This window comes from Streptomyces coeruleorubidus (assembly GCF_028885415.1).
Lineage (GTDB): Bacteria > Actinomycetota > Actinomycetes > Streptomycetales > Streptomycetaceae > Streptomyces > Streptomyces coeruleorubidus_A.
Genome location: NZ_CP118527.1, coordinates 1,855,369 through 1,882,187, shown reverse-complemented (window position 1 = coordinate 1,882,187; position 26,819 = coordinate 1,855,369). Strand labels below are relative to the sequence as shown.

The 26,819-nt window shown below is 72.1% G+C and carries 25 protein-coding genes, 5 tRNA genes and 1 pseudogene; 21 read left to right on the top strand and 10 right to left on the bottom strand.

Features of this window, described 5'->3' with window-relative positions:
• Positions 1 to 5: 5 nt before the first annotated feature.
• Entirely contained in the window at positions 6 to 1,226 is a 1,221-nt protein-coding gene (locus PV963_RS08775) for a sensor histidine kinase (protein ID WP_274821974.1), read from the top strand.
• Between the two features lie 75 nt (positions 1,227 to 1,301).
• Here the strand turns inward: PV963_RS08775 and PV963_RS08770 are convergent, their stop codons facing one another.
• A complete protein-coding gene (locus PV963_RS08770; RefSeq protein WP_274815076.1) occupies positions 1,302 to 1,976 on the bottom strand; it encodes a lysophospholipid acyltransferase family protein in 675 nt (224 codons plus the stop codon).
• A gap of 403 nt (positions 1,977 to 2,379) precedes the next feature.
• Here PV963_RS08770 and PV963_RS08765 point away from each other — a divergent pair, with 403 nt between their 5' ends.
• From PV963_RS08765 to PV963_RS08755, 3 genes are all read left to right on the top strand, one after another.
• Entirely contained in the window at positions 2,380 to 3,555 is a 1,176-nt protein-coding gene (locus PV963_RS08765) for a glycerophosphodiester phosphodiesterase (RefSeq protein ID WP_274815075.1), read from the top strand.
• A gap of 88 nt (positions 3,556 to 3,643) precedes the next feature.
• The gene (locus PV963_RS08760; protein ID WP_274815074.1) at positions 3,644 to 4,138 is read left to right on the top strand and encodes an RNA polymerase sigma factor; all 495 of its coding nucleotides are present in this window, start codon (positions 3,644 to 3,646) and stop codon (positions 4,136 to 4,138) included.
• A 57-nt stretch (positions 4,139 to 4,195) separates the two neighbouring features.
• Positions 4,196 to 4,693, top strand: a complete 498-nt coding sequence (locus PV963_RS08755; protein WP_274821973.1) for a GNAT family N-acetyltransferase — start codon at positions 4,196 to 4,198, stop codon at positions 4,691 to 4,693.
• An 86-nt stretch (positions 4,694 to 4,779) separates the two neighbouring features.
• On the opposite strand, the gene PV963_RS08750 is transcribed toward PV963_RS08755, so the two are convergent.
• Positions 4,780 to 5,211, bottom strand: coding sequence for a hypothetical protein (locus PV963_RS08750; protein ID WP_274815073.1), 432 nt, complete (start codon positions 5,209 to 5,211; stop codon positions 4,780 to 4,782).
• Positions 5,192 to 5,551 (bottom strand): hypothetical protein, encoded by a 360-nt coding sequence (locus tag PV963_RS08745; RefSeq protein WP_274815072.1) that lies wholly within the window; start codon positions 5,549 to 5,551, stop codon positions 5,192 to 5,194. The genes PV963_RS08750 and PV963_RS08745 overlap by 20 nt, the downstream gene beginning before the upstream one ends.
• Before the next feature lie 69 nt (positions 5,552 to 5,620).
• Here PV963_RS08745 and PV963_RS08740 point away from each other — a divergent pair, with 69 nt between their 5' ends.
• The 10 genes and pseudogenes from PV963_RS08740 (at position 5,621) to PV963_RS08690 (ending at position 18,706) form a co-directional block, all read left to right on the top strand.
• The gene (locus PV963_RS08740) at positions 5,621 to 6,271 is read left to right on the top strand and encodes an HAD family hydrolase (protein ID WP_274815071.1); all 651 of its coding nucleotides are present in this window, start codon (positions 5,621 to 5,623) and stop codon (positions 6,269 to 6,271) included.
• A gap of 386 nt (positions 6,272 to 6,657) precedes the next feature.
• Positions 6,658 to 7,692, top strand: a complete 1,035-nt coding sequence (locus PV963_RS08735) for a methionine ABC transporter ATP-binding protein (protein ID WP_274815070.1) — start codon at positions 6,658 to 6,660, stop codon at positions 7,690 to 7,692.
• Positions 7,689 to 8,396 carry a methionine ABC transporter permease gene (locus tag PV963_RS08730; RefSeq protein ID WP_086853799.1) on the top strand — a complete coding sequence of 236 codons (708 nt, stop codon included), beginning with the start codon at positions 7,689 to 7,691 and terminating at the stop codon, positions 8,394 to 8,396. Before PV963_RS08735 ends, PV963_RS08730 begins: the two co-directional genes overlap by 4 nt.
• A 62-nt stretch (positions 8,397 to 8,458) precedes the next feature.
• Positions 8,459 to 9,286 (top strand): MetQ/NlpA family ABC transporter substrate-binding protein, encoded by an 828-nt coding sequence (locus PV963_RS08725; RefSeq protein ID WP_274815069.1) that lies wholly within the window; start codon positions 8,459 to 8,461, stop codon positions 9,284 to 9,286.
• A gap of 140 nt (positions 9,287 to 9,426) precedes the next feature.
• Complete coding sequence (locus PV963_RS08720; protein ID WP_274815068.1) at positions 9,427 to 10,059, top strand: GNAT family N-acetyltransferase; 633 nt, start codon at positions 9,427 to 9,429, stop codon at positions 10,057 to 10,059.
• Between the two features lie 154 nt (positions 10,060 to 10,213).
• The gene (gene cbiE, locus PV963_RS08715; RefSeq protein WP_274815067.1) at positions 10,214 to 11,434 is read left to right on the top strand and encodes a precorrin-6y C5,15-methyltransferase (decarboxylating) subunit CbiE; all 1,221 of its coding nucleotides are present in this window, start codon (positions 10,214 to 10,216) and stop codon (positions 11,432 to 11,434) included.
• A gap of 367 nt (positions 11,435 to 11,801) precedes the next feature.
• Positions 11,802 to 16,020 (top strand): annotated as a pseudogene (cobT, locus tag PV963_RS43955) (nicotinate-nucleotide--dimethylbenzimidazole phosphoribosyltransferase).
• Between the two features lie 159 nt (positions 16,021 to 16,179).
• A complete protein-coding gene (gene cobA / locus PV963_RS08700) occupies positions 16,180 to 17,421 on the top strand; it encodes a uroporphyrinogen-III C-methyltransferase (protein WP_274815064.1) in 1,242 nt (413 codons plus the stop codon).
• A 64-nt stretch (positions 17,422 to 17,485) separates the two neighbouring features.
• Entirely contained in the window at positions 17,486 to 18,304 is an 819-nt protein-coding gene (locus PV963_RS08695) for a TrmH family RNA methyltransferase (protein WP_274815063.1), read from the top strand.
• A gap of 9 nt (positions 18,305 to 18,313) precedes the next feature.
• Positions 18,314 to 18,706, top strand: a complete 393-nt coding sequence (locus PV963_RS08690) for an NUDIX domain-containing protein (protein WP_274815062.1) — start codon at positions 18,314 to 18,316, stop codon at positions 18,704 to 18,706.
• 31 nt (positions 18,707 to 18,737) lie between these two features.
• Here the strand turns inward: PV963_RS08690 and PV963_RS08685 are convergent, their stop codons facing one another.
• Positions 18,738 to 20,177 carry a serine/threonine-protein kinase gene (locus PV963_RS08685; protein WP_274815061.1) on the bottom strand — a complete coding sequence of 480 codons (1,440 nt, stop codon included), beginning with the start codon at positions 20,175 to 20,177 and terminating at the stop codon, positions 18,738 to 18,740.
• 196 nt (positions 20,178 to 20,373) lie between these two features.
• Between PV963_RS08685 and PV963_RS08680 the strand changes: the two genes are divergently transcribed.
• From PV963_RS08680 to PV963_RS08665, 4 genes are all read left to right on the top strand, one after another.
• The gene (locus PV963_RS08680) at positions 20,374 to 20,613 is read left to right on the top strand and encodes a hypothetical protein (protein ID WP_114250981.1); all 240 of its coding nucleotides are present in this window, start codon (positions 20,374 to 20,376) and stop codon (positions 20,611 to 20,613) included.
• A 234-nt stretch (positions 20,614 to 20,847) separates the two neighbouring features.
• Positions 20,848 to 21,057, top strand: a complete 210-nt coding sequence (locus tag PV963_RS08675) for a hypothetical protein (RefSeq protein ID WP_274815060.1) — start codon at positions 20,848 to 20,850, stop codon at positions 21,055 to 21,057.
• Positions 21,058 to 21,369: 312 nt separating this feature from the next.
• A complete protein-coding gene (locus tag PV963_RS08670; protein WP_274815059.1) occupies positions 21,370 to 22,311 on the top strand; it encodes a phosphotransferase family protein in 942 nt (313 codons plus the stop codon).
• Between the two features lie 79 nt (positions 22,312 to 22,390).
• A complete protein-coding gene (locus PV963_RS08665) occupies positions 22,391 to 22,681 on the top strand; it encodes a zf-TFIIB domain-containing protein (RefSeq protein WP_274815058.1) in 291 nt (96 codons plus the stop codon).
• A 92-nt stretch (positions 22,682 to 22,773) separates the two neighbouring features.
• Here PV963_RS08665 and PV963_RS08660 read toward each other — a convergent pair.
• The 5 genes from PV963_RS08660 to PV963_RS08640 all read right to left on the bottom strand — a co-directional run bounded on the left by PV963_RS08660 (position 22,774) and on the right by PV963_RS08640 (position 23,243).
• A tRNA-Val gene (locus tag PV963_RS08660) sits at positions 22,774 to 22,845 on the bottom strand.
• A 43-nt stretch (positions 22,846 to 22,888) separates the two neighbouring features.
• Positions 22,889 to 22,960: transfer RNA gene (locus tag PV963_RS08655), tRNA-Val, on the bottom strand.
• Positions 22,961 to 22,985: 25 nt separating this feature from the next.
• Positions 22,986 to 23,057 (bottom strand) — tRNA-Val (locus PV963_RS08650).
• A 1-nt stretch (position 23,058) separates the two neighbouring features.
• Positions 23,059 to 23,132 (bottom strand) — tRNA-Cys (locus PV963_RS08645).
• Between the two features lie 38 nt (positions 23,133 to 23,170).
• Positions 23,171 to 23,243: transfer RNA gene (locus tag PV963_RS08640), tRNA-Gly, on the bottom strand.
• A gap of 178 nt (positions 23,244 to 23,421) precedes the next feature.
• Between PV963_RS08640 and PV963_RS08635 the strand changes: the two genes are divergently transcribed.
• Genes PV963_RS08635 through PV963_RS08625 form a run of 3 tightly spaced genes read left to right on the top strand, consistent with a single transcriptional unit; the run spans position 23,422 to position 26,162 of the window.
• Positions 23,422 to 24,465 carry a chorismate-binding protein gene (locus PV963_RS08635; RefSeq protein ID WP_274815057.1) on the top strand — a complete coding sequence of 348 codons (1,044 nt, stop codon included), beginning with the start codon at positions 23,422 to 23,424 and terminating at the stop codon, positions 24,463 to 24,465.
• On the top strand, positions 24,462 to 25,283 hold the full coding sequence (locus PV963_RS08630) for an aminotransferase class IV (RefSeq protein WP_274815056.1): 822 nt from the start codon (positions 24,462 to 24,464) through the stop codon (positions 25,281 to 25,283). Before PV963_RS08635 ends, PV963_RS08630 begins: the two co-directional genes overlap by 4 nt.
• 54 nt (positions 25,284 to 25,337) lie before the next feature.
• Complete coding sequence (locus PV963_RS08625; protein ID WP_274815055.1) at positions 25,338 to 26,162, top strand: GNAT family N-acetyltransferase; 825 nt, start codon at positions 25,338 to 25,340, stop codon at positions 26,160 to 26,162.
• Between the two features lie 41 nt (positions 26,163 to 26,203).
• On the opposite strand, the gene PV963_RS08620 is transcribed toward PV963_RS08625, so the two are convergent.
• Positions 26,204 to 26,731 carry a DsbA family protein gene (locus PV963_RS08620; RefSeq protein ID WP_274815054.1) on the bottom strand — a complete coding sequence of 176 codons (528 nt, stop codon included), beginning with the start codon at positions 26,729 to 26,731 and terminating at the stop codon, positions 26,204 to 26,206.
• Positions 26,732 to 26,819 lie beyond the last annotated feature (88 nt).

The window sequence follows — 26,819 nt, the reverse complement described above, 5'->3', positions numbered from 1 at the left end:
CGACGATGCTCCGGCCGATCGGGACCCGGATCCGGCTGCCCGCCTTCACGCACACCATCCGCTTCCGCCTCACGGTCCTCTACTCCGGCCTCCTCTTCCTCCTCACCGCCCTCGTCCTCGGCGCCACCTACTTCGCGGTCGAGCGCAGCGGCGAGGCCCACCCGGTCAGCAAGCAGTTCCGCGCCGAGAAGTACGTCAACGGCGTCTACATGGGTCAGTTCGACGCCGTGAAGCTCCAGGAGGTCGAGGCGGCCGTCAACTACGAGACCCTCGGCAACCTGCGCAACTTCTCCTTCATCGTGCTCGGCGCGCTCGCCGTGGCCAGCCCCGTCATCGGCTGGATCCTCGCCGGCCGCGCCCTGCGCCCGGTCCGCGCGATCTCCCGCACGGCAGCCGAGATCCAGGCCACCGACCTCTCCCAGCGCATCCGCCTCACCGGCCCCAAGGACGAGCTGCGCGACCTCGCCGACACCGTCGACTCCATGCTCGACCGCCTCGACGAGGCCTTCCGCGCTCAGCGCCAGCTCATCGACGACGCCTCACACGAGCTGCGCAGCCCGCTGGCGATCATCCGAGCCAACGTCGACGCCGTACTCACGGCGGAGGACTCCGAGGAGGAGGACCGCCGTGTCGCCGCCCGCAGCGTCGACCGGGCCACGACCCGCATGACCCGCCTGGTCGAGGACCTGCTCGCCACCGCCCGCCGCAGCGCCCCCGCCCTCGCCGACGCCGACGTCGACCTCGCGGCGGCGGCCCGCGAGGCATGCGAGGAGTTCGCCCCGCTCGCCGCCGAACGCGGCCAGCTCCTGCACCGCAGCCTCGCCCCCGGCCTCACGGTCATCGGCGACCACGACGCCCTGCGCCGGGCCGTCGGCAACCTGCTCTCGAACGCGGTCCGGCTGGCCCCACCGGGTTCCCGCATCACCGTCGCGGCCGGCCGGGACGGCTCCTGGCTCTGGACGGCGGTACGGGACGAGGGCCCGGGCATAGGCGACGACGACCGGGCGAGGGTCTTCGACCGCTTCTGGCGAGCCAAGGGCAACGGCGGCGGCCGCGACCGCCATGCCGGCCTGGGCCTGGCCATCGTCAGACAGATAGTCGAATCACACGGCGGCCAGGTCCGCCTGTTCTCACGGGTGGGGGAGGGCTCTACGTTCGTGCTGTGGTTCCCGGCATCGGGGGACGGTCAGACGAATGGCGGCCCGCCGGATACGGCGCCCCTTTAGGGGCGCGAGGCTCTGTCCGATATGCGGCTCCGCCGCGTGAGCGCGACCAGCCCCCACAAACCCGCGCCCGAGGAACTACGCCGCTTCCTTCGCCTTACTCGCGTACATGTCCACATACTCCTGCCCGGACAACCGCATGACCTCACTCATCACGGAGTCGGTCACGGCCCGCAGCACATACCGATCCCGGTCCATCCCCTCGTACCGGGAGAACTCCATCGCCTCACCGAACCGGACCGTGACCTTCCCCGGCCGGGGAAGACCCGCCCCACCCGGCTGGAGCCGGTCCGTCCCGATCATGGCGAACGGCACCACGGGCGCACCCGTCATCAAGGTCAGCCGGGCGATGCCGGTCCGCCCCCGGTACAGCCGCCCGTCGGGCGACCGCGTCCCCTCCGGGTAGATCCCGAACACCCGGCCCTCCTCCAGCACCCGGCGCCCGGTCATCAGCGCGGCGACACCACCCCGGCCACCGTCACGATCCACCGGGATCATGCCGACGCCCGTGAAGAACCAGGCCATCAGCCGGCCCTTGAGGCCCTTCCCGGTCACGTACTCGTCCTTGCCGATGAAGAAGACCTGCCGGTCGCAGACCAGCGGCAGGATCATCGAGTCGATGAACGTCAGGTGGTTGCCGGCCAGGATGACCGGACCGTCGCCGGGAATGTGCTCCGCACCTTCCACCTGAGGGCGGAACATCAGGCGCATGATCGGGCCGAGCACTGCCTTGATGAGCGCGAAGCGGGACAACGGGCCCTCCGTGTCAAGGGATGCGGTATGAGTCTGTGCAGGTGAGGACGATACTCGTGGCCCCGGGGGTCGCGCACATCGGGCACGGGGACTTAACCGAGGTCTTACGCACCAGTGACGCGGGTTCACCTGCGGTGACCCGCCGTGGACGATGCGTAACCCGGCCGCCACGTGTGACGGACGTCGCTCCCGGGGCGTATCGGACGCGTTCCCAGAACCGCCGCACCGAATCGCCGGGACGCGACGAACCCGACGAGCCGTCGACGAGCCGTCAGTTCCTCGCCCCCACCAGCCACTACGACATCCGTCGTCACCCACGTGTTCCGCCCGGCGTCTCCCACCCGTCATGTACGCGCCCGTACGATCGGCCCGCACTGACGAGCCGACGGCAGGGAGGGCGCTCATGGGAACGCAGAGGCCGAACGAGGAAACGGATGGAACCGGACGGCGGGCCCTGCTCGGCGCGGCGGTGCTCGGCGCCGGGGGAGCGGTCCTCGGCATGACCGGCACGGCGAGAGCCGAAGGCACCCGCGGCGGACATGGCGGGCATGGCGGTCTGAAGAGCCTGCCCAAGCCGACGATCGTCGGCCACCGCGGGGCCAGCGGCTACCGCCCGGAGCACACCTTCGGCTCGTACCAGCTGGCCCTCGACGTGGGTGCCGACATCGTCGAGGCGGGCGACCTGGTGCCGACGAAGGACGGTCACCTCGTGTGCCGTCACGAGCCGGAGATCGGCGGCACCACGGACGTCGCCGACCACCCCGAGTTCGCCGACCGCAAGAAGACCAAGCTCCTCGACGGTGTCTCCACCACCGGCTGGTTCACCGAGGACTTCACGCTCGCCGAGCTGAAGACCCTGCGGGCGATCGAGCGCATCCCGGCCAACCGCCCGCACAACACCCTCTACAACGGCCGCTGGGAGATCCCCACCTTCGAAGAGGTCCTGAAGTGGCAGGACCAGCAGACCCGCGAGCGCGGCAAGCAGGTCTGGATCTACCCCGAGCTCAAGCACCCCACTTACTTCCGCAAGCAGGGCCTCCCCCTGGAGGAGCGGGTCGCCAAGCTGCTGCGCAAGTACCGCAAGGACCGGCGCACCTCCCCGGTCATCCTCCAGTCCTTCGAGCCGACGAGCATCGAGCGCCTCAACAAGCTCGTCGACAACCCCTTGGTCGTCCTGCTGTCCTCGGCGGACACCCGCCCCTGGGACTTCGTCGAGACGGGCGACCCGCGCACGGTCGCCGACCTGGTGAAGCCGGCCGGCCTGCGGGAGATCGCCTCCTACGCGCAGGGCATCGGCCCGACCCTGGACCTGGTCATCCCGCGTGACGCCAAGGGCAACCTCACGCAGCCCACGACGCTCGTCGCGGACGCGCACAAGGTGGGCCTGATCCTGCACCCGTGGACGCTGCGCAACGAGAACCCCTTCCTGCCGGCGAACTTCCGCAAGGGCACGGACGCGGACGCCTACGGTGACGTCTTCGGCGCGTACAAGACGTACTTCGCGACCGGTATCGACGGCGTCTTCACCGACCAGCCCGACACGGGCCTGCTGGCCCGCGAGGACTTCGTCGGCAACTGAGCGTCAACATGTGAGCTCACACCCCTCGGTCGAGTGGCCTTCGGCCGCCCGGGCAACCCGCAGCCCGGGCGGCCGCGTCGCACCGCATATGACGCACGACCTGGTCGCCGCCCTGCGCCCGTTGCTCACCGCCGAAGCGGCCGCGGAGGGATATGCCGCCGGAGCCGAGCCGGGTGACCTGGAGCAGGCGGTCTGGCTCCGCCTGCTGGAGCGCCTCGACGCCGAGGGTCCGCCGCTCGACCCGCAGGAATGGCTCCGCCGGGCCGTCCGCTCCGAAGCGCGCCGCACCCGCCGTACGAGCCGCCTCGAACGACCGTACGCCGTCGAGCCGGTCGACGACGGCGGTCGCGACCCGGAGCAGATCGCCCTCGCCGCGGCCCGCGGCCGTGCCCTGCGCGAGGCCGTGCGCCGCCTCCCCGGCCGCTGCCCCCGGCTGATGGAGGCCCTGCTCTCTCCCGAAGACCTGACATACCGGGAAATCGCGGGGGAGTTGGGTATCTCACAGGGGAGTCTTGGCCCGGAACGTTCCAGATGCCTGGGATGTCTGCGCAGATTACTCACACCGGAGGTTGCGGCCCGCTGAGGACGGGGATAGGAGTGAGGAACGACAGGTGATCAGATGAGCGGGAGGCGTGCGCACATGGGCATGAGCGTGACCATCTCTGCGGCGGCCGAGCAGGACGCGGAGCAGATCTTCAGGCTGCAGTACCTGTGCTTCCAGCCGGAGGCGGCGCTGTACGGCAACTACCGCATCGACCCGCTCGTCCAAACCCTCGACTCGGTCCGCGAGGAGGTCGCCCGGGACTGCGTGTTCGTGGCCCGACTCGGCGACGAGGTCGTCGGCTCGGTCCGCGGCTCGGTCACCGAGGACGGCACCGCCGCGATCGGCAAGCTCTGCGTCCACCCCCGCCTCCAGGGCCACGGCATCGGCGCCCGCCTCCTCCGGGCGGCCGAGTCGGCCCTCGCCGACCAGCACGGCGCCACCCGCTTCCGCCTCCACACCGGCCACCGCAGCGAGGGCAACCTCCGCCTCTACCGCAAGGTCGGCTACGAAACGGTGGGCACGTCGCAGGGCGCGGACGGCGTACCGATGATCGTCCTGGAGAAGCCGGCCGGTACGTACGCAGCGACGGCTTGATCCTCAGGGGCGCGGGGCTGTATCGATTTGCGGCTCCGCCGCGTGGGCGCGACCAGCCACATGCGGCCCGCGCACGCCCACGCCCCTCAGCCGGCATCCCCCTGTCGCGCACGCGACTTCCGCAGCCAGTAGATCGCAGACACCGGCAACAGAACCGGGATGAAGAGATACCCCATCCCGAAGTCCGACCACACGGTCGCATCAGGAAACGCCGACGGCTCGATCAACGTCCACGTCCCCACCGTCAGCACACCCACCAACTCGGCGACGCAGCACGCCAACGCAGCCTTGCGCGCTGTCTCCCCACCCCGCACCAGCGAGTACGTGATGAACCCGTACACGACACCCGCGACGGCGGACAGCGAGTACGCGAGCGGCGCCCGGTCGAACTCCGTCGCGATCTGAAACGCGGATCGCGACACCGCCCCGACGACCATCACGCCGTACAGCCACACCAGCAGGGTTCCCGGCCCACTGGTCAGCCGACGCCGGCTCACCTCAGCCTCCCCAGATGTCATAGAGCCGCACCTCCAGCACAGCCAGCACCACACCGCCGGCGGCGACCGTCACCGAACCCCACCGCGTGCGCTCCGCCAGCGACATGAAGCCCGCCGCCGGGATACACGCGAACGCCCCCAGCAGATACGCCACGAAGATCGTCGTGCCCTGCTCCGGCTTCTCGCCCTGCGCCAGCAGCACGATCCCGGCCACGAGCTGGACCAGCGTCAGCAGCGTGACCACGGCCATCCCGATGAAGTGCCAGTCCTTCGTCGGCTGGTCACGGTAGGCGGCCCAGCCGCACCAGGCGGCGAGCAGCAGCGCGGCGACGCCGGTCACCAGCGTCAGGGCATCAAGCATGCTGCGACCTTATTACGGCCGAAAAGGCCCGATGCCTGCGGCCCTGGCCCGCACCGTAGGGTCGAGGACATGAAGATCCACGCGCACGCCCTGCTGTTCGACAACGACGGAACCCTGGTCTCCTCCCTCGCCTCGGTGGACCGCTGCTGGACGCGGTGGGCCACGGAGTACGGGATCACGGCCGAGGAGTTCGCCCGGGTCGAGCTGCACGGCCGGCCGGCCGCCGAGATAGCCGCCGACCTGCTGCCCGCCGACCTGGTGCCGGAGGCCGTCGCGCGGATCGAGGACCTGGAGGTGGAGGACGTGCCCCACGGCGGGGTGCACCTGCTGCCGGGGACCAGCGCCTTCCTCGACTCCCTGCCCGCCGAGCGCTGGGCCGTCGTCACCTCCGCCACCCGGCGGCTGGCCGAGGCCCGGCTCGACGCCGTCGGCATCCTGCCCAAGACGCTCGTCGCCGCGGACGACGTCACCCGTGGCAAACCCGACCCCGAGCCCTACCTGCTCGCCGCCCGCACCCTCGGCGTCGACCCGGCCCGCTGTGTCGTCTTCGAGGACGCCCCCGCGGGTCTCACCGCCGGCCGGGCCGCCGGCATGACCACCGTGGCGTTGACCACAACCCACCAGGCCCATGAGCTCCAGGCCGACCTGGTGGTCGAGAACCTGTCGGCCTTGTCCGCACTGGTCACCGAGCAGGGTGTGGAGATCTCCCTCCGCGGCTGACGCGAGCCGGCCGAGTCCGGACCCTGTCCACCGCTGTCCAGCATCCGGACGGCGGCGGCCGGTCAGGACCGTACGCGTGTTTTACTGACGGCATGACCACGACGAGCGACCGCATCCCCGCGACCGAGGCGACCATGACGCCCGGTGCTCGTTGTATGTGTCGAATGTGCGCCTTCTAGAGGGCCCCCGCACCACCCCCTGAGCTCGCGCCCCGAAGCGAGACCGCGGCATGTCCGCACGCCCTGAGCCGTGCGTGACGCCAAGCCGCCCGCGCACATGTTCTCCCCGGTTCCACGCCCCAGCGAGAACCGTGTCGCGTCCCTGAACGAATGCACCTGTGCCCGGGCACACCCACGCCCGCGCACTCGACAGTGACGGAAACCCACGTGATCACCACAACGGACCTGACCAAGGTCTACCGTTCGCGCGGCCGCGAGGTCACCGCCCTGGACGGCGTCGACCTGCACGTCCGCGAAGGCGAGGTGTACGGCGTCATCGGCCAGTCCGGCGCCGGCAAGTCCTCGCTGATCCGCTGCGTCAACCTCCTGGAACGCCCCACCTCCGGCACCGTGACGGTCGCCGGGCAGGACCTCACCGCCCTGGCCGGCCGCGGCCCGCGCGCCGGAAAGGAACTGCGGCAGGCGCGCAGCCGGATCGGCATGGTCTTCCAGCACTTCAACCTGCTGTCCTCCCGGACCGTCCAGGACAACGTCGAACTGCCGCTGGAGATCCTCGGCAAGTCCGGCAGCGAACGCTCCCGCAAGGCCCTGGAGCTGCTGGACCTGGTCGGCCTCGCCGACAAGGCGGGGGCCTACCCCGCCCAGCTCTCCGGCGGCCAGAAGCAGCGCGTCGGCATCGCCCGCGCCCTGGCCGGCGACCCCAAGGTGCTGCTGTCCGACGAGGCCACCAGCGCCCTCGACCCGGAGACCACCCGCTCGATCCTGGCACTGCTGCGCGACCTGAACCGGCAGCTCGGCCTGACCGTCCTGCTCATCACGCACGAGATGGACGTCGTGAAGTCGGTCTGCGACTCGGCCGCGCTCATGGAGAACGGGCGCATCGTCGAGTCGGGCACCGTCAGCGAACTCCTGGCCACCCCCGGCTCGGAACTGGCCGCCGCGCTGTTCCCGCTCGACGGCGAGGCGTCCGGCGAGGACCGCACCGTCGTCGACGTCACCTTCCAGGGCGAGAGCGCGACCCGGCCCGTCATCTCGCAGCTCGCCCGCACCTACAACATCGACATATCGATCCTCGGCGCGGCCATCGACACCGTCGGCGGTCTCCAGGTCGGCCGGATGCGCATCGAACTGCCCGGCCGCTTCGAGGACAACGTCGTGCCGATCGGTTTCCTGCGCGAACAGGGCCTCCAGATCGACGTCCCGGGCCACGAGTCCGTACTGGTGAAGGAGGGTGTCAAGTGACCTGGTCCGAGATGCAGCCCCTGCTGGAGCAGGCCTGTTGGGACACGCTCTACATGGTCGGCTGGTCCACGCTCATCGCCGTCGTCGGCGGACTGCCGCTCGGGATCCTGCTGGTCCTGACCGACCGTGGCGGGCTGCTCCAGAACGTCGTCGCCAACAAGGTCATCGGGCAGATCGTGAACATCGCCCGCTCGCTGCCGTTCATCATCCTGATGGTCGCGCTGATGACCTTCACCCGCTGGATCACCGGCACAACCATCGGCCGCGAGGCCGCCATCGTGCCGCTGGCCGTCGGCGCCATCCCCTTCTTCGCGCGTCTGGTCGAGACGGCCGTCCGCGAAGTGGACCACGGGCTCGTCGAGGCCGTGCAGGCCATGGGCGGCAACACCTGGACCGTCGTCCGCAAGGTCCTCGTCCCCGAGTCCCTGCCGTCGCTGATCTCCAGTACCACGACCACGGTCGTCGCCCTCATCGGCTACTCGGCCATGGCGGGCACGGTCGGGGCCGGCGGCCTCGGAGACATCGCGATCCGCTACGGCTACCAGCGCTTCGAGACCCAGATGATGTGGATCACCGTCGCGATCCTCGCGGTCGTCATCTCGGTCATCCAGTTCGCCGGCGACTACGCGGCCCGCTCCCTGCACCGCCGCGGCGCCCACTCGGGCCCCGCCCCGAAACTGCGGCTGCTCAAGGCCGCCTCCTGAACTCCCCGTCCACCCACAACGGGGACGCACCACCCGCAAGGCCATAAGGAAAGGCACTTTTCGTGCGTAACACCGCCAAGATCACCACCGCCGTCCTCGCCGCCGGAGCCCTCACCCTCGGGCTCAGTGCCTGCGGCGCGGGCAAGGACGCCTCCGACACCTCCGGACCGCTGATCGTCGCCGCGAGCCCCGTCCCGCACGCCGAGATCCTCACCTACGTCAAGGACAACCTGGCGAAGAAGGAGGGCCTCGACCTGGAGGTCAAGGAGTTCACCGACTACACGTCGCAGAACCCCGCGACGCAGGACGGCTCCGTGGGCGCCAACTACTTCCAGAACAAGCCGTACCTCGACGACTACAACAAGAAGAACGGCACCGACATCGTGCCCGTCGTCACGGTCCATCTGGAGCCGCTCGGCCTCTACTCCCACAAGGTCAAGAAGGCCGACGACCTGAAGAGCGGTGCGACCGTCGCCGTCCCCAACGACACGGTCAACGAGGCCCGCGCCCTCAAGCTCCTCGCCGCCCACGGGCTCATCACCCTCAAGGCAGGCGTCGGCAACGAGGCGACCCCCTCCGACATCACCAAGAACCCCAAGAACCTCAAGTTCAAGGAGCTGGAGGCGGCCCAGACGCCGCGCTCCCTCGACGACGTGGACGCCGCCGTCGTCAACGGCAACTACGCCATCGAGTCCGACCTCAAGCCGTCGAAGGACGCCCTCGTCCTGGAGTCCGCGAAGAACAACCCGTACGGCAACTTCCTCGCCGTGAAGAAGGGCCAGGAGAAGGACCCACGGGTGAAGAAGCTCGCGAAGCTCCTCACCTCGCCCGAGGTGAAGAAGTTCATCCAGGACAAGTACGCCGACGGCTCCGTGCTCGCCTCCTTCTGAGCCCCCGCCCGGCACCCGTCACGCACGGGGTCCGCCCCCACCCGGTGGGGAGGACCCCGTGGTGCGGATCAGTGCTTTCATGCTGCATGCTGGGCAGTTCAGCAGGCCCTGAAGGTTCACCGAAGGTAACGGAGCGGCGCATGACGAGCACCTTTCCCAACGTCTCCATCAGCACGGAGCGGTTGGTCCTGCGTCCCTTCGAGGAGCCGGACATCCAATCGTTCGCCGACATGATGAACGACGAGCTCGTCACCGCCTGGACCTCCGTCCCGCACCCCTACACCGAGGCCCACGCCCGCTCCTGGATCACCGAACTGGCCCCCGCCGAACGGGCCGAGGGACGCGGCATAGTCTTCGCCGTCACCGAGTTCCTCACCCAGCGCCTCGTCGGCATCGTCCACCTTCGCAACACCGACTGGCGGATCCGCTCCAGCGAGATCTCCTACGTCATCGCCCCCTGGGCCCGCGGCGAGGGCTACGCCTCCGAAGCGGCGCTCATCACCGCGCAGTGGCTCTTCAGCGACCAGAAGTTCGAGCGCCTCGAACTGCGCACTCCGGCCGACAACACCGCCTCCCAGCAGGTTGCCCAGAAGATCGGCTGCATCAGCGAGGGAGTGCTGCGCGGCGCCTGGATAGCCCGGGCACGCAGGGACGACGGCGAGTGGACCGAGGTGCGCACCGACCTGATCGTCTGGAGCCTGCTCCCCGAGGACCTCGAAGGCGTGGGCGACCAGCTGCCCGGCGGCTTCACCTCCTTCGGCGACTGGAACTGACGTCGGTGACGTGAACTGACCGAACGGACACGGCGCGCGACGGCACCGCCACCCCCTCCGCCGGCTTCACCGGGTACTCTCACGAAGCCCACCTGCGGGCCGCTCATCACACGGCACACAGACGACCTGCGCAAACCCCTGGAGACTGACGACGATGGCCGACCGGGTCACGGTGATCGGCTGGGACGGTTCGCCGCTGACCGCCGCGGCACGCGCCGCCCTGGGAGCCGCCACGCTCGTGGCGGGTGCCGCCCACCATCTGGCGCTCCCCGAGGTACCCGCCGGTGCCGAGCGCATCCGCCTCGGCAGTGTCGCCCTCGCCGCCCGCCGCATCGCCGCCCACCGCGGCACGGCCGTCGTGCTCGCCGACGGCGACCCGGGCTTCTTCGGTGTCGTACGCACCCTGCGCGCCCCCGAGTTCGGCCTCGAAGTCGAAGTCGTCCCCGCCGTCTCCTCGGTCGCCGCCGCTTTCGCCCGCGCCGGCATGCCCTGGGACGACGCACAGGTGGTCGTCGCACACCGCCGCACCCTGCGCCGCGCGGTGAACGTATGCCGCGCCCACACCAAGGTGGCAGTCCTCACCTCACCCGGCGCCGGCCCCGCCGAACTCGGCCTGCTCCTCGAAGGAGTCCACCGCTCCTTCGTCATCTGCGAGGAACTCGGTACCTCACACGAGCGGGTCAGCGTCGTCACCTCCGACAAGGCCGCCGACTACACCTGGCGCGACCCCAACGTCGTCATCGTCCTCGGCGGCCCGGCCGGACCCGGCACCGCGGGGGAGACCGGCGGCTGGATCGCCGGCCGCGACCCGTCCGCCGGACCACGCGGCTGGTCCCTGCCCGCCGAGGCCTACGGCGGTGACCTCGGCGAGGGCGAGACCCAGTTGCTGCGCGCCTCCCAACTCGCCCGCCTCGGACCGCGGATCGGCGACCTCGTGTGGGACATCGGCTGCGGCAGCGGTGCCTTCGCCATCGAGGCCGCGCGCGCCGGCGCCGCCGTCATCGCCGTCGACCACGACCGGGCGGCCTGCGCCCGCACCGACGCGGCCGCCCGCCGCCTCGGCGTCCAGCTACAGATCGTGCACGGCACCGCCCCGCACGTCCTGGAGAACCTCCCCGAACCCGACGTCGTCCGCGTCGGCGGCGGGGGAGCGGCCGTCGTCTCGGCCGTCGCCGACCGCCGCCCACAGCGCATCGTCACGCACGCCGCCACCCGGGACGCCGCCGAACTCGTCGGCCGGGACCTGACGGAGCACGGATACGGCGTCGAGTGCGCCCTGCTCCAGTCCGTCGAACTCGACACCCGGGCCTGGACGGAGAAGGAACGGAGCGTCGCGTTCCTGCTCAGCGGGGTGCTGCCCCGCCGCAGCACCTGACACCGCCGCCGTCCCCGTGATCGGGTTGTCGTACTGCGCGCGGTAGGCTGGCCGATCGCTGCACCGCACGCGGACGTCCGGCAGATCGTCGGTCAATGTCCGGAAAGCCCGCCCGTTTTGGGGTGAGTGTGGTACGGCAGAACCGGAGGACGCGCAACGTGGCGCAGTCCACAGCGGAACCGTCGCGGATCAACGTGCCGTGACGGTGGTTCGGCCGCAACAATGCCAGTGAGTGGCTTTGTCGCCTTTTACGGGCGGGCCGTTCGTGCCGCTGGGGACGCACGCTCGTTCTTCACTGTGGGGCGGTCGGTGCGCCGTTCCGGGTGAGCTGGTCGTAGGAGCACTAACCGATGGGCGAGGGGTACGCATGACCGACACCGGCCAGGTCCCGGGCGAGGGACTGCCGGAGAACGCAGGCATGGTGGAACAGCCGGGCGCCCCCGCGCACGGTGCGTACGCCTACCTCTCCGAGAACACCGCCGAGGACGAAGACCTGCTGCTGCCCGGCTCCCATGGCGCCTGGGGCAACGAGGTCGCCCCGCCCGCGCCGGAGCCGGTCGTCGAGGCCGTGCACCAGCCGGGCCCGCACGAGCTCTCGGGCCGCGACAGCGGCTCGGTCGACCTCGGCGGCGTCCGCCTGCCCGACCCGCCGCCGATCCCGCCCATCACCCCGCGCCGGCCGCTGCACCTCGGCCCGCCCCTCCCCGACAGCTCCGCCAGCCCGGTCCGCTCGCTCGCCGACCGCGGCCCCGCGGAAGCGCCGGCACGACAGCCCGCAGCGCCGGCGCCCGGCCCCGAGTATCTCGACGCCCCGCGCGCCCCGGAGGCGCCCGCGCAGCCGGCCGCGCCCTGGGGCGCGCAGGTCCCGCCCCAGGCCCCGGTGAGCGCCGGGGCGGCGCCTGCGGAAACGGTTGTTCCACAGGCAGAGCCGGCGGGCACGGCCCAGGCCGTCGCAACCCGCGTCGCCTCGGAGCCGGCCCACGCGGCACCGGCGACGCAGGCCGCCCACGCCGAGCAGCCCGCGCAGGGCCCCTACGTCGAGCAGCCCGCACAGAGCACGGCGGCGCCGGGCGCGCCCGCCGGTGACCAGGTGCCTACCGGCGAGCCGGAGCAGGACGTCCCCACGCAGGACGCGGAGGGCGAGGGTGAGCCGACTGGGGCAGGCGTCGGCCCGGCTGATGAGCAGATGGCCGCCGCCGAGCCCGAGGTTGCGGGTGACCCGGCCGGCGCGGTCGGCCCCGCAGCTGACCATGAGGCCGTCGCCCAGCCGGAGCAGGGCGTTTTGGCGCAGGGCGCGGGGGTTGCGGGTGACCCGGCCGGCGCGGTCGGCCCCGCGGCTGACCCTGCCGCCGGCGCCCAGCCGGAGCAGGGCGTTTCCGCGCAGGACCCGGGCGTTGCGGGTGAGCCCGCTGCCGGGGGCGTCGGTCCGGACGCCGCGCAGGTGGCTGCAGCCGAGGCCGGGACCGTCCCCGCTTCGGGATCGGTTCCGGCGGACGCGCCGGGGCCGGTCGTGGACGGTTCCGGTCAGGACGGTGAGCCGGCACTTGCCGATGGTTCTCCCGAGGTGCCCGGGCCGGGTGTCGTCGGCGAATCCGCCGACGGCGGTGAGCAGGCCCCGGCGGCTGCCGCGGAGCAGGGCGTGGCGCCCGCTCCTGTCCCGGGGGCCGCACCGGTGCCCGAGGCGGTCCCGTCCCCGGAGGCTGCCGCCGCGCCCGAACACGCTGTCGTAGCTCCGTCAGAGGCGGATGCGGCGGAGACCGTCGCGGCCCAGGTGCCGGACGCAGTCGGCCCCGACGCGGCTGCACAGGCCCCGGCAGCGGAGATTGCCCCTGAGGCTGCCGCACCGGCCGTGCCGGCGACCGAGTCCGTCGCGCAGGAGCCGGAGGTCGGCGTCGATGAGACCGTGCCGCAAGCACAGTCCCCTGAACCGATCGCCCAGGCCACCGAGGCAACTGACGCCGGGGCAGCCGCGCAGGAACCCGAGACGACGGCACCGCAGACCGCCGCTGCCGCTTCCGAAGCGCCCGCCCAGGCCACCGAGGCGCCCACGCCTGCCACGCCCGCCCCGACCACCGGGACGGTCGCCCAGGAAGCCGGCGTTCCGGCTGCCGAGGCCCCTGCGCCCACCGACGCACCCGCCCCCGAGGCGCCTGCCGAGGCACCGGAGGTCCCCGCCCCCGCCGAGGCGCCGGAGGTCCCCGCGCCCGCCGAGGCGCCGGAGGCAACAACACCGGCTCAGCCCCCCGCCGCGACAGCGCCCCCTCAGCCCACCGAGACGACCGCCCCCGACTCCGGAGCCGAGGCCCCCGCACCCGCCCAGGCGGCCTCCGACGCGACGGCCGACGCGGCGGCACCGGCTCAGGCCCCCGAAACAGCCGCGCCGGACATGACTGCCGACCCGACTGCCGAGTCGGCGGCGCCGGTCCCCGAGCCGGCAGCCGCCACGCTCGAGAACGCCGAAGCCACCCCGGCCCCCGCGGCACCGCAAGCCCCCGACACCTCCCACACCCCGGAAACCCCTCAGACCCCCAACCCCCCAAACCCCACAGCCCTCGGAGAGCACCCCGGCATCCGCCGAGGACGTCACCGTCGTACTCCCCGGCCCGGCCCCGGACGAGCAGGCCGGACAACACGTCCAGGGCCCGCAGCAGTCCCAGGCTGCCGTCCCCCAGCCGGCACAGCCCGAGGCGGAACCCGTGGTCATCGTCCCCGCACCCCGCGAAGGCGACGCCGAACTCGCACAGAACGCCGACGACCTGGACACCCGGGGCGCCGAACAGGAAGACCTGGCGGACCAGGAACGCCACGAAACAGAGAGCGCGGCCGCAGTGGCAGAAGCACGACAGTCCACCGGCCCCGCCGCCCCCGGCTACGACCCCGCCGAGCGCGAGGCCGTGCTGAAGGTCATGCGCGAACGCCGCGACATCCGCAACGGCTTCCGCAGCGACCCCATCCCGCACGAGGTGCTGCTGCGCGTCCTGGAGGCCGCCCACCACGCGCCCTCCGTCGGCCACTCGCAGCCCTGGGACTTCGTCGTCATCCGCTCCGCAGACACCCGGCGCGCGATGCACGAACTGGCCATGCGCCAGCGCGACGCGTACGCGAAGTCCCTCCCCAAGGGCCGGGCGAAGCAGTTCAAGGAACTGAAGATCGAGGCCATCCTCGACACCCCGGTGAACATCGTCGTCACCGCCGACCCGACCCGCGGCGGCCGCCACACCCTCGGCCGTCACACCCAGCCCCAGATGGCGCCGTACTCGGCCGCCCTGGCCGTGGAGAACCTCTGGCTCGCCGCCCGCGCCGAAGGCCTCGGCGTCGGCTGGGTCAGCTTCTTCGACGAGCGCGAGATGGTCCGCGCCCTCGGCCTGCCCGAGCACCTCGAGGTCATCGCCTACCTGTGCGTCGGTTACGTCGACGAGTTCCCGGACGAGCCCGAACTGCTGCAGGCGGGCTGGTCCAAGCGCCGCCCGCTGTCCTGGGTCGTGCACGAGGAGACGTACGGCCGTCGCGCCCTGCCCGGAGAGGAACCGCACGACCTGCTCGCCGAGACCGTGGCGCAGATCCGCCCGCTGGACGCCAAGGCGCTCGGCGAGGCGTGGGAGCGCCAGAAGCGAATGACCAAGCCGGCCGGTGCGCTGGGCATGCTGGAGATCATCTCCGCCCAGCTGTCGGGCCTGTCCCGCCAGTGCCCGCCGCCCATCCCGGAGCCCGCGGCCGTCGCGATCTTCGCCGGCGACCACGGCGTGCACGCGCAGGGGGTCACCCCCTGGCCGCAGGAGGTGACGGCCCAGATGGTGGCCAACTTCCTCGGCGGCGGCGCCGTCTGCAACGCCTTCGCCACCCAGGTGGGCGCCGAGGTCTGCATCGTCGACGTGGGCGTCGCCGCCGACCTCCCGGCCACGCCGGGCCTGCTTCCCCGCAAGGTCCGGGCGGGCACGTCCGACCTGACCACCGGCCCCGCGATGACCCGCGAGGAGGCCAAGCAGGCCATCGAGGTGGGCATCGAGACCGCCCGCGACCTGGTCGCCGCCGGCAACAAGGCCCTGCTCACGGGTGAGATGGGCATCGCCAACACGACCGCCTCCGCCGCCCTGATCTCCGTCTTCACGGGTGCGGACCCGGCCGAGGTCACGGGCCGGGGCACCGGCATCAACGACGAGACCCTCGCCCGCAAGACCGAGGTCGTCCGCCGCGCCCTCGAACTCCACCAGCCGGACCCGGCCGACCCGGTCGGTGTGCTCGCCGCGATCGGCGGCTTCGAGCACGCCGCCATCGTCGGTCTGCTCCTCGGCGGCGCGTCCCTGCGCACGCCGGTGATCCTGGACGGCGTCAGCGCCGGCGCCGCCGCCCTGGTGGCCCGCGCCATCGCCCCGGAGGTCCTGGCGGCCTGCATCGCCGGCCACCGCAGCGCCGAGCCCGGCCACGTGGCCGCCCTGAACAAGCTCGGCCTGCGCCCCCTGGTCGACCTCGACCTCCGCCTGGGCGAGGGCACGGGCGCCCTCCTGGCCCTGCCGTTGGTCCAGAGCACGGCCAGAGCGATGCACGAGGTGGCGACGTTCGATTCGGCGGGAGTGACTGAGAAGTAGGACTCCTGTGGTCCGCGTGGGTGCGTGGGCACGGACCCACGCACCCGCACCGGGCGATCACGCCCAGCCACCGGACACCTGTGCCACCCCGAACACCCGCGCCGTAAAATCCGCACGTCAGGGCTACCGAACCACCGCCGCAACAGGAGCCGCACCCTCATGGCCGAACACCCCGCCTACCCCGTAGGCCTCCGCCTCACCGGCCGCCGCGTGGTCGTCCTCGGCGGCGGCCAGGTCGCCCAGCGCCGTCTCCCGGCCCTCATCGCGGCGGGCGCGGACATCGTCCTCGTGTCCCCCGAGGTCACCCCCTCCGTCGAAGCCATGGCGGACGCAGGCGAAATCACCTGGCACAAGCGCCCCTACGAGGAGGGCGACCTCGCGGACGCCTGGTACGCCCTGATCGCCACCGGCGACACGGCAGCGAACACCAGGGCCTCCGCCGAGGCGGAACGCCACCGCGTCTGGTGCGTCCGCTCCGACGACGCAGACGAGGCGACGGCCTGGACCCCGGCCACCGGCCACAGCGAGGGCGTCACGGTCGCCGTACTGACCACGGACGCCCGCGGCCGCGACCCCCGCCACACCGCCGCCATCCGCGACGCGGTCGTCGAGGGCCTGCGCGACGGCACGCTCGTCGCCCCGCACCACCGCACCCGCACCCCCGGCGTCGCCCTGGTCGGCGGCGGCCCCGGCGACCCGGACCTGATCACCGTGCGCGGCCGCCGCCTGCTCGCCGAGGCCGACGTGGTCATCACCGACCACCTGGGCCCGCGCGACCTGCTCGCGGAACTGCCGTCGAGCGTCGAGGTGATCGACGCCGCGAAGCTGCCGTACGGCAGGTTCATGGCGCAGGAGGCCATCAACAACGCCCTGATCGAGTACGCCAAGCAGGGCAAGTCGGTCGTACGGCTCAAGGGCGGCGACCCCTTCGTTTACGGCCGGGGCATGGAGGAGGTCCAGGCGCTCGCCGAGGCCGGCATCCCCTGCACGGTCGTGCCCGGCATCTCCAGCTCCATCTCGGTCCCGGGCGCCGCCGGCATCCCGGTCACCCACCGCGGCGTCGCCCACGAGTTCACGGTGGTCAGCGGCCACATCGCCCCCGACGACGAGCGCTCCCTGGTCGACTGGCCGTCCCTCGCCAAGCTGACCGGCACGCTGGTGATCCTCATGGGGGTCGCCACGATCGGGAAGGTCGCCAAGACGCTCATCGCCCACGGCAAGGCCCCGGACACGCCCGTCGCCCTGGTCCAGGAAGGCACGACGGCCGGCCAGCGCCGCGTCGACGCCACCCTGGCGACGGTCGGGGAGATCGTCCGGACCGAGGACGTGAAGCCTCCGGCGGTCATCGTCATCGGCGAGGTCGTGAAGGTCGGCCCCACGGTCGGCGCATCCCGCGAGTAACCCCGGGTAACACAGTCCGTCCCAAGCCGTTGGCACCGCACCCAGGACAAGGCAGTATCACACTGTGGCCGATCTCATCACCGTCGAGGATCCCGACGACCCGCGCCTGCACGACTACACCGGCCTGACCGACGTGGACCTGCGCCGCAAGCGCGAACCCGCCGAGGGCCTCTTCATCGCCGAGGGCGAGAAGGTCATCAGAAGGGCCAAGGAAGCGGGCTACGAGATGCGGTCCATGCTGCTCTCGGCCAAGTGGGTCGACGTCATGCGCGACGTCATCGACGAACTCCCGGCCCCCGTCTACGCGGTCAGCCCCGAGCTCGCCGAGCAGGTCACCGGCTACCACGTGCACCGCGGCGCGCTCGCCTCCATGCAGCGCAAGCCCCTGCCCACGGCAGCCGACCTCCTCCAGGCCGCCCGCCGCGTCGTGATCATGGAGTCGGTCAACGACCACACCAACATCGGCGCGATCTTCCGCTCCGCCGCCGCCCTCGGCATGGACGCGGTCCTGCTCTCCCCGGACTGCGCCGACCCCCTCTACCGCCGCAGCGTGAAGGTCTCCATGGGCGCCGTCTTCTCCGTGCCCTACGCCCGTCTGGACACCTGGCCCAAGGGCCTGGAGTCGGTCCGCGAGGCCGGCTTCACCCTGCTCGCCCTCACCCCCGACGAGAAGGCCCGGCCCCTCGACGAGGCAGCCCCGCACACCATGGACCGCGTGGCCCTCATGCTCGGCGCCGAGGGCGACGGCCTGTCCACCCAGGCCCTGGTCGCCGCCGACGAGTGGGTCCGCATCCCCATGTCCCACGGCGTCGACTCCCTCAACGTGGGCGCGGCGGCGGCCGTGGCCTTCTACGCCGTGGCCACCGGCCGCCCTCAGACCTAGGGGTCGTACGTGGAGCAGCGCCAGGCGATCGTCGCCGTACTGCGGCGCGGGGACCGCGTCCTCGCGATCCGGCGCGGCCCGGCGGTCCCCCGTCCCGGCTACTGGCAGCCGCTGAGCGGCAAGGTCGAACCGGGCGAGACCCAGGAGCAGGCGGTGGTCCGGGAGGTCCGCGAGGAGGTCGGCCTCACCGTCGTACCGCTGGCGAAGGTGTGGGAGTCGGAGACCGACGACCACCGTTTCCGCCTCCACTGGTGGACCGCCCGCGCGGACACGGGGGAGGTCGTCCCCGACCCCGGCGAGGTCGCCGAGACCCGCTGGGTCACGCCGGGGGAGTTCCTGACCCTGGACCCGGTCTTCGACGGCGACCGCGAGTTCTTCGAGCGGATCCTGCCGGAGCTGTGACGGCGTACCTGAGCCGCTACGGTTCGAATCCCTACGGTTCGAAGTCCTGCGGTTCGTAGCCCAGCTGGACGTGCTCCTGCCGGACACCGCCCCCGTCGCCGCCGAGTCCCCGCGCCGAGCCCTGACAGCCCTGCACCAGGGCGATGCCGACCGCCACCAGCAGCGTGACCACGACGAACACGAACAGCCGCTGCCGCAGCAGCCGCGGATTGGCGGGCCGCAGCCCGGTGCCCGTGTTCCTGGACGCCGGCCGCCCGGTACCGCTGGGGGCCGGGCGGCTGCCGCTGCCTGACCGGGTCCCGTTGCGTCCGGTGGGCGTCGGCCGTGATCCGGACCGCGACGGGGTGCCGCCGCGCGAGGCGCCGGTGCCGCGCACCGGAGTCCTGCCGCGGCTCCCGCCACCCGTCGACCGGGATCCGCCCCGCGCGCCGGCGCCTCCCTGGGAAGCCGGACCGTCCGGCGACGGAACGCCGTCCCCGGGCCCGGAGGAGCGCCGCGGCGGGGGAGTCCCCCGGCCCCGCTGCGCCCCGGACGCCCCCGCACTCTGCTGTCCCTGCGGACGCCGGCCGCGCTCGGGGTAGGTGTCGGCGGGCCGGTCCGTCTCGGCACCGCGCGGCGCGGGCGGCCGTACGCCGGCGAGGTCCTGCGCCTCCCGGGCCGCGATCTCCTTGAGCCGCATGGACAGTTGGAGCGTGCTGGGCCGTTCCTCGGGGTCCTTCGCCAGGCACGCCCGCACGAGCGGAGCCAACGCGTCGGGTACGCCGTGCAGCTGCGGTTCCTCGTGCACGACGCGGTACAGCATCACCTCGGAACTGCCGTGTCCGAAGGGTGAGTCGCCCATCGAGGCGTACGCGAGCGTGGCACCGAGCGAGAACACGTCGGTGGCCGGTGTGACGGCGGCCCCGCGCACCTGCTCGGGTGCGAGGAAGCCCGGCGAGCCGACCGCCGTACCGACGTGGGTGAGCGTCGAGGCGCCGGTGGCCCAGGCGATGCCGAAGTCGATGATCCGCGGCCCCTTCGGGGACAGCAGGATGTTGGACGGCTTCAGGTCCCGGTGCACGACCCCGGCCTCGTGCACAGCGACCAGGCCCTCCGACAGGGCGGCCCCGACGGCCGCTACGTCGGCCGCGCCGAGCGGTCCCTCGGCGGCGACCTTGTCGTGCAGGGAGGGGCCGGGCACGTACTGCGTGGCGAACCAGGGCCGGTCCGCGTCCAGGTCGGCGGCCACGAGCCGTGCCGTGCACCCGCCGCGGATCCGTCTGGCCGCCGAGACCTCACGGGCGAAGCGTGAGCGGAACTCCTGATCCTCCGCCAGGTCAGGCCGGATGACCTTGAGCGCGACCCGCTGCCCCTTCTTGTCGGAGCCCAGGTAGACCACGCCCATCCCGCCCGCGCCGAGCCGTCTGTGAAGCCTGAACGAGCCGACGACGCGCGGGTCCTCGCGCCTCAGGCGCATCATCGCCATGTTCATCCCCGCTGCCCGGTCCTGTGACGAGCCACAGCTTACGTTTCCACAGCCGCCCGTGCGCAGAGGCCGCGCCCTCTCGGGGCGACGGATTGTCAGTGGTGGGTGGGAGACTTGAAGGGTGGTCAGGGGGCGTGCGGACAGGCCGTGTTCGCGCGGGGGGATGGCCCCAACCGCCTGCCACGGAAGGGGGATTGGGCCCGTGAAGGGTGACCGTGTGGAGATAGTCGTGGACGCCGGCGACACGACGCGCACATACGAGGTGGTGGCGAGCAGGGCGGGCCGCAGGGTGGAGACCGCGGTGCGCCGAGGTGTCGTGGAAGTGAGCGAAGTCACCCGGAGCGGAACGGTCGTGCGTACGGCCCGTTTCATGGCGAACCGGGTGCTGGCCCTGGTGGAACAGCCGGTTCCGCGGGAGGAGAGCTCGGACAAAGCGGGATGAGCCGGGTGCCCCTTCGGGGAAGACCCTGAGACCTGGGTCTTCGTCTCCACCCAGGGGAGTACATCGCAGGTGACGGCTCATCCTCCGGGAGGCCCGGCAATCGGTACGAGGGCATGACGCCCGGGGAGGGCCCGCCGCCTAGATTTGAGGTCAAGCGGCGGGTGCAGCACTCGTCCCCCGAGGTCAGACACCCGCCGCTGCCAACGACAACTGAGAACGGTCAGGAGAGGGACCATGGCCCACACGGCACCGCGGACGCTGATCCGCGAGGAGGGACGCAAGGTGTACGCCGCCGCGTTCCGCCCCCGCCGCCAGGGCCGTCGCCACCCCGTGGTGGCGACGCTGATGGCCCTTCCCCTGGCGGTCCTGCTCCTCCTCGTCTTCGACGGGTGGGAGACAGTGGCCACACAGGCGTCGTCCGTGGGAGAGATGCTGGGGCGCTGAGCGGCGACCCCAGGCCCGGAAGAGCGGTCCGGGCGGGGACATCCCACCCATGAAACCCCGTGGGGACGGGGGTGCGGCGGACGGCACAAATGCCGGCGCAGCTGGGGAGCTGCGCCGGCATTGCTTTTGCGCGCACTGCGGCAGGCCGCCCTAGCTGCGGGCAGTCGTGCCGCTTGGGGGCGGCACCCGTCCCAAAGAAGCGGCACCCCGGTCCGCCGATCTGCGGACCCACCCGGCCCCGGCACCGATGCCGAGCACCCGAACCCAACGGTGCCTTACAGCCGGGCCACACCTGCGCGTACGCTCGCCCCGGTGAAGCCCGCCCCCGCCCTGCTCGTACAGCAGCTCACCGCCAAGGCCCGAGCCACCGCCCACACACGCTCCTCGGCCTGCCCCTGCGGAGCAGCCACACTCGCGGACCACCCCGACGGCATCGTCGTACGGCACGCGGACACCGTCGCGAAGGCCCACCCCGAAGACACCGACCCCACGGAACTGACCAGCCGCCTCACCATCGCCACCCATCACCCCGGCATCCTCCTGCCCCCACTCGCCCCGACCCCGGCCGACCTGCACGGCCGCCTCGTGACGTTCTGGCCGTACGGCACCCCCGTGGACCCGGACACCCCCGACGCCGCCCCCTGGGAAGCCGCCGCCACCCTCCTCGCCCGACTGCACCGCACCCCGGCTCCGCCGCAAGCACCCACCATGCGAGGCCCCGCCAAGGCAGCTCGCGCCATCGCCCGGCTCCGGGACGCCGGCCCGCACCCCGCCGCCACACCCGTCCTGCGTGCCTGGGACACCCTCCCCGCCTGGGCCCGAGCCGAGGCCCCGATGCCGCACACCGCCACCTTGTGCCACGGCGACCTCCACCTCGGCCAGCTCGTACGCCACCCCGCCCCCGAAGGCCCCTGGCTGCTGATCGACGTGGACGACCTCGGCGTCGGCGTCCCGGCCTGGGATCTCGCCCGCCCCGCCGCCTGGTACGCCTGCGGACTGCTCCCGCCCGGCGAATGGGCCCGGTTCCTCGCCGCCTACCGTGCCGAGGGCGGCCCGGCGGTCCCGGTCGACGGGGATCCCTGGCCCGCCCTGGACGTCCCCGCCCGCGCCCTCACCGCGCAGACCGCGGCCCGGGCCGTCGCCAAGGCGGTCGCGGCCGGCCGTCCCCTGGACGAGGTGGAGCAGTCGGTCGTGGACGCCTGTGACCGAATGGCCACCGTCCCGGCGCAGTTGGCGCAGGAGCACGCGAAGTAGGGTGCAACCGACCACAGCCGGACAGAGTCTGTCCTGGCGACACACGAAGCAGGACCGACCGGCGAGGAGTTGAACCACCATGCAGTGTCCGAAATGCCGTGCGCCGATGCACACGTACAACCGCAACGGTGTCCAGATCGAGCAGTGCAGCGGCTGCCGCGGGATCTTTCTCGACTACGGCGAGCTGGAGTCGCTGACCCGTCTGGAGGCCCAATGGTCCCAGTCGGCCCCGCCGCCCCCGCCCGGCCCGCAGGCCTATCCGGCCCCTCCGGCCCCCGCCTGGGGAGCCCCGCACGGTGGCCACGGACACCATGGCCACCACGGTCACCACCGGCAGAAGAGCTTCGGGCGCATGCTGTTCTCGTCCTGACGCGAGGACCGCGACACGAGGACCGCGGCATGACGATCGCGACACGACGGAGCCCCCGGCCGATGGGTACGGCCGGGGGCTCCGGTGTGGTGTGGACGATACTGGGATTGAACCAGTGACCTCTTCCGTGTCAGGGAAGCGCTCTCCCGCTGAGCTAATCGTCCTCGGGACCATGACCACTCGGTGCAGCGGATCATGGGCACTGCGTGCGCGATACTGGGATTGAACCAGTGACCTCTTCCGTGTCAGGGAAGCGCTCTCCCGCTGAGCTAATCGCGCGGGTCGGATCTTCGAGCAGATCCAGTGGACGATACTGGGATTGAACCAGTGACCTCTTCCGTGTCAGGGAAGCGCTCTCCCGCTGAGCTAATCGTCCTTGGAGGTGGAGACGGGATTTGAACCCGTGTAGACGGCTTTGCAGGCCGTTGCCTCGCCTCTCGGCCACTCCACCAGGAGCGTAGGGGGCCGGGAAGCCCCCCTGTTCCTTCGAGCGGACGACGAGGCTCGAACTCGCGACCTCAACCTTGGCAAGGTTGCGCTCTACCAACTGAGCTACGTCCGCTTGTCGTTTCGGTCCGCTCTCGCGGCCCGGCGACGAGTTGAACTCTAGCGGATTCCGGGGCCAGCACAAAAACGCGTTTGTGCAGCGTGCTGCGCTTCCCCTGCTCAGGGCGGTCACAGGGCCGCACGAAGGGACATTCCCCGGTCACCCGCCGGACACCCGCCATAGACTCGACTGCGTGCTTGACCTCCCTCCTCTCGCTCGCTTCGGCGACCGTGTCGCCACCGGGCTCCTCGACGTCACCGATGATCCGCAAGCCCTGGAATCCCGCGGCTTCTGGGCCGTATGCGCCGACTTCGAGGGCCGTCTGACCTGCGCCCGCTTCCGGGACGTGCGGAAGGCGGCCGTGCCCGCCCCCGTGCCGGGCGCATGGCGGGGCCCGGCGGCGGGTGACTGGACGTCGTCACTTGACCGCGCAGCGTACACGGCGGCGGTACGGCGGATCCGCGAGCACATCGCGGCCGGCGAGGTCTACCAGGCGAACCTGTGCCGGGTGCTGTCCGCGCCCGTCGCGCCCGGCGCCGACGTGGACGCCCTCACCGCACTGCTGGGCCGTGGCAACCCGGCACCGTACGCAGGAACGATCCGCCTGCCCGGTCACGGCGTGGAGATCGCCACCGCGTCCCCCGAACTGTTCCTGCGGCGCGACGGACGCGTCGTCGAGTCGGGGCCGATCAAGGGCACCGGCCGCACCGAGGCGGATCTGCTGGAGAAGGACTACGCCGAGAACGTGATGATCGTGGACCTGGTCCGCAACGACATCGGGCGGGTGTGCGCCACCGGCAGTGTGAAGGTGCCCGACCTGTGTGCCGTCGAGAAGCACCCGGGGCTGGTCCACCTCGTGTCGACGGTCCGTGGTGAGCTGCGGAGCGGGGCCGGCTGGGCCGAGCTGCTCGCCGCCGCCTTCCCGCCCGGCTCGGTCACCGGCGCGCCCAAGTCGAGCGCGCTGCGGATCATCGACGCGCTGGAGACGGCGCCCAGAGGGCCGTACTGCGGGGGGATCGGGTGGGTCGACGCCGACCGGCAGGCCGGTGAGCTGGCCGTCGGCATCCGTACCTTCTGGATCGACCGGGCCGACGGTGTGCTGCGCTTCGGCACCGGCGCCGGCATCACATGGGGCTCCGATCCCGAGGGCGAGTGGCGGGAGACCGAGCTGAAGGCGGCCCGGCTGCTCGCGATAGCGTCGGGAGTGTACGAGGTGAGTGGAGAGGACCTGACGTGAAGATCTGGCTCGACGGCGGCCTGCAGGACATCGAGTCCGCCCGCGTCTCCGTCTTCGACCACGGGCTGACCGTGGGCGACGGCATCTTCGAGACGGTGAAGGCCGTGGACGGCCGGCCGTTCGCGCTCACGCGGCACCTCGACCGGCTGACCCGTTCGGCGCGCGGCCTCGGCCTGCCCGACCCGGACCACGACGAGGTACGCCGCGCCTGTGCCGCCGTCCTCGAGGCCAACCCCATGCCGCTCGGCCGCCTGCGCATTACCTACACCGGCGGCCACGGCCCGCTGGGCTCCGACCGCGGTCAGCACGGCCCGACCCTCGTCGTCGCCCTCGGCGCGACGACCCGCCGCCCCGACTCCACCGCCGTGATCACGGTCCCCTGGACGCGCAACGAGCGCGGCGCGCTCACCGGCCTGAAGACCACCTCGTACGCCGAGAACGTCGTCGCCCTCGCCCGCGCCCGCGAACAGGGCGCCTCCGAGGCCCTGTTCGGCAACACCGTGGGTCAGCTGTGCGAGGGCACCGGGTCCAACGTCTTCGTCGTCCTCGACGGCGAGATCCACACCCCGCCGCTCGCCTCGGGCTGCCTCGCGGGCATCACCCGCGCGCTGGCGATCGAATGGACCGGCGCCGAGGAGACCGACCTGCCGCTGGACGTCCTGGAGCGGGCCGACGAGGTCTTCCTCACCTCCACGCTGCGGGACGTCCAGGCCGTGCAGCGCGTCGACGACCGCGAGCTGCCCGGCGCGCCGGGCCCGGTGACCGCCAAGGCCATGCGGATCTTCGAGGAGCGGTCCGGGAACGACCTCGATCCCTGACAGCCCCCGCTTATTCGGCTGACCAGGGCCGTGGTTACGGGTAGAACACCCCTGATGACCACGACCCTGCGGCCGACCGAGCCGCTTCAGCAGAACGCCGATGGGACGCGCTCGCGCCGCTACCAGGTGTGCGTGAACAGCCGTCCCGTAGGGGCGATACACCTCGGCACGCATCCCGTGTTCGGCGACGCCGTGGCCCGGATCATGAAGCTGCGCATCGAGGAGCCGGACCGCAGACGCGGCCGGGGCACGGTGGCCGCGCTCGCCGCCGAGGAGGTGGCGCGCGGCTGGGGGTGCCGCCGTATCGAGGCGACCGTGCCCGCCGACGCCGCCGCGGCGTTCCGGCTCGCCACCGCGCTCGGCTACGTCGTGCGCAACCGCGGCATGGAGAAGCCCCTCGGCGACACCCCGCCGGAGCTGCCGTCGGGCAGCCGCGCCCGGCCCATGACCGAGGCGGAGTTCGGCCCCTGGCTGGAGAAGAGCAAGGAGGACTACGCGCAGAGCTGGATCGCGCGGGGCGTCCCGGAGGCCGAGGCCCGCGCCAAGTCGGAGCGGGACAACGCCACCCTGCTGCCCGACGGCCTCGCCACCCCCGGCATGCTCATCAGCGTCCTGGAACACGAGGGGACGGCGGTGGGCGTGCTGTGGCTCGCGGTCCGCGAGGACAGCGCCTTCGTCTTCGACGTCGAGACCCACGCCGCCCACCGCGGCAAGGGACACGGCCGCACCCTCATGCTGCTGGCCGAGGCCCAGACGATCGTCGAGGGCAGGCGCGCCATCGGCCTCAACGTCTTCGCCGGCAACACCCCGGCCGAACGGCTCTACGCGTCGCTCGGCTACGAGACGAAGCTGTACGCGATGTACAAGCCGCTGGTGTAGCGGCCGGGCAGGGACCCGTGCCAGGAGCGGGGGCCGCCAGGTCAGTCCTGCTCCTGCCCGGCCAGCAGCCGGTCCGCGATCTGCTCGATCCGCTCGCGCAGCCCTTCCTGGCTCTTGCCTCCGTCGAGCCGCTCACCGCCGATGACGTACGTCGGGGTGCCGGTCACGCCGATCGCCTTGCCCTCGGCCTGGTCGGCGTCCACGATCAGGATGTGCCGACCGTCGATCAGGGCCGTGTCGAACTCCTCGGCGTCCATGTCCAGTTCGCGGGCCAGCTCCACCAGGAAGGGTTCTCCCTTACGGCCCAGTTCCTCGACCCGCCCCAGGAGCGCCTCGGCGTACTCCCAGCCCCGGCCCTGCTCCCACGCCTCCTCCGCGGCCTGGGCGGCTGCGAAGGCGTGCTTGTTCTTCTCCAGGGGGAAGTGCCGCAGCCGCAGCTCCAGACGGGCGCCGTAGCGGGCGCGCAGGGCATGGAGGTCGTCCAGCGCGGTGCGGCAGTCCGGGCACTGGAGGTCGCACCAGACCTCGAGGACGGGGGCGGCGGCAGGGGCAGGGGAGGAGTCGCTCATACCGACATTCTCCCAGGCCCTGCACCCGCGCCGGCACCTGCGGAGGAGACGACCCGGAGATGTCCCTGATGTCGGGCCGGGGCATGGC

Coding starts and splice junctions, on each gene's coding strand:
- PV963_RS08775 (WP_274821974.1), top strand. CDS start 6: ATGCTCCGGCCGATCGGGACCCGGATCCGGCTGCCCGCCTTCACGCAC.
- PV963_RS08765 (WP_274815075.1), top strand. CDS start 2,380: ATGGGAACGCAGAGGCCGAACGAGGAAACGGATGGAACCGGACGGCGG.
- PV963_RS08760 (WP_274815074.1), top strand. CDS start 3,644: ATGACGCACGACCTGGTCGCCGCCCTGCGCCCGTTGCTCACCGCCGAA.
- PV963_RS08755 (WP_274821973.1), top strand. CDS start 4,196: ATGGGCATGAGCGTGACCATCTCTGCGGCGGCCGAGCAGGACGCGGAG.
- PV963_RS08750 (WP_274815073.1), bottom strand. CDS start 5,211: ATGACATCTGGGGAGGCTGAGGTGAGCCGGCGTCGGCTGACCAGTGGG.
- PV963_RS08745 (WP_274815072.1), bottom strand. CDS start 5,551: ATGCTTGATGCCCTGACGCTGGTGACCGGCGTCGCCGCGCTGCTGCTC.
- PV963_RS08740 (WP_274815071.1), top strand. CDS start 5,621: ATGAAGATCCACGCGCACGCCCTGCTGTTCGACAACGACGGAACCCTG.
- PV963_RS08720 (WP_274815068.1), top strand. CDS start 9,427: ATGACGAGCACCTTTCCCAACGTCTCCATCAGCACGGAGCGGTTGGTC.
- cbiE (WP_274815067.1), top strand. CDS start 10,214: ATGGCCGACCGGGTCACGGTGATCGGCTGGGACGGTTCGCCGCTGACC.
- cobA (WP_274815064.1), top strand. CDS start 16,180: ATGGCCGAACACCCCGCCTACCCCGTAGGCCTCCGCCTCACCGGCCGC.
- PV963_RS08685 (WP_274815061.1), bottom strand. CDS start 20,177: ATGAACATGGCGATGATGCGCCTGAGGCGCGAGGACCCGCGCGTCGTC.
- PV963_RS08675 (WP_274815060.1), top strand. CDS start 20,848: ATGGCCCACACGGCACCGCGGACGCTGATCCGCGAGGAGGGACGCAAG.
- PV963_RS08665 (WP_274815058.1), top strand. CDS start 22,391: ATGCAGTGTCCGAAATGCCGTGCGCCGATGCACACGTACAACCGCAAC.
- PV963_RS08625 (WP_274815055.1), top strand. CDS start 25,338: ATGACCACGACCCTGCGGCCGACCGAGCCGCTTCAGCAGAACGCCGAT.
- PV963_RS08620 (WP_274815054.1), bottom strand. CDS start 26,731: ATGAGCGACTCCTCCCCTGCCCCTGCCGCCGCCCCCGTCCTCGAGGTC.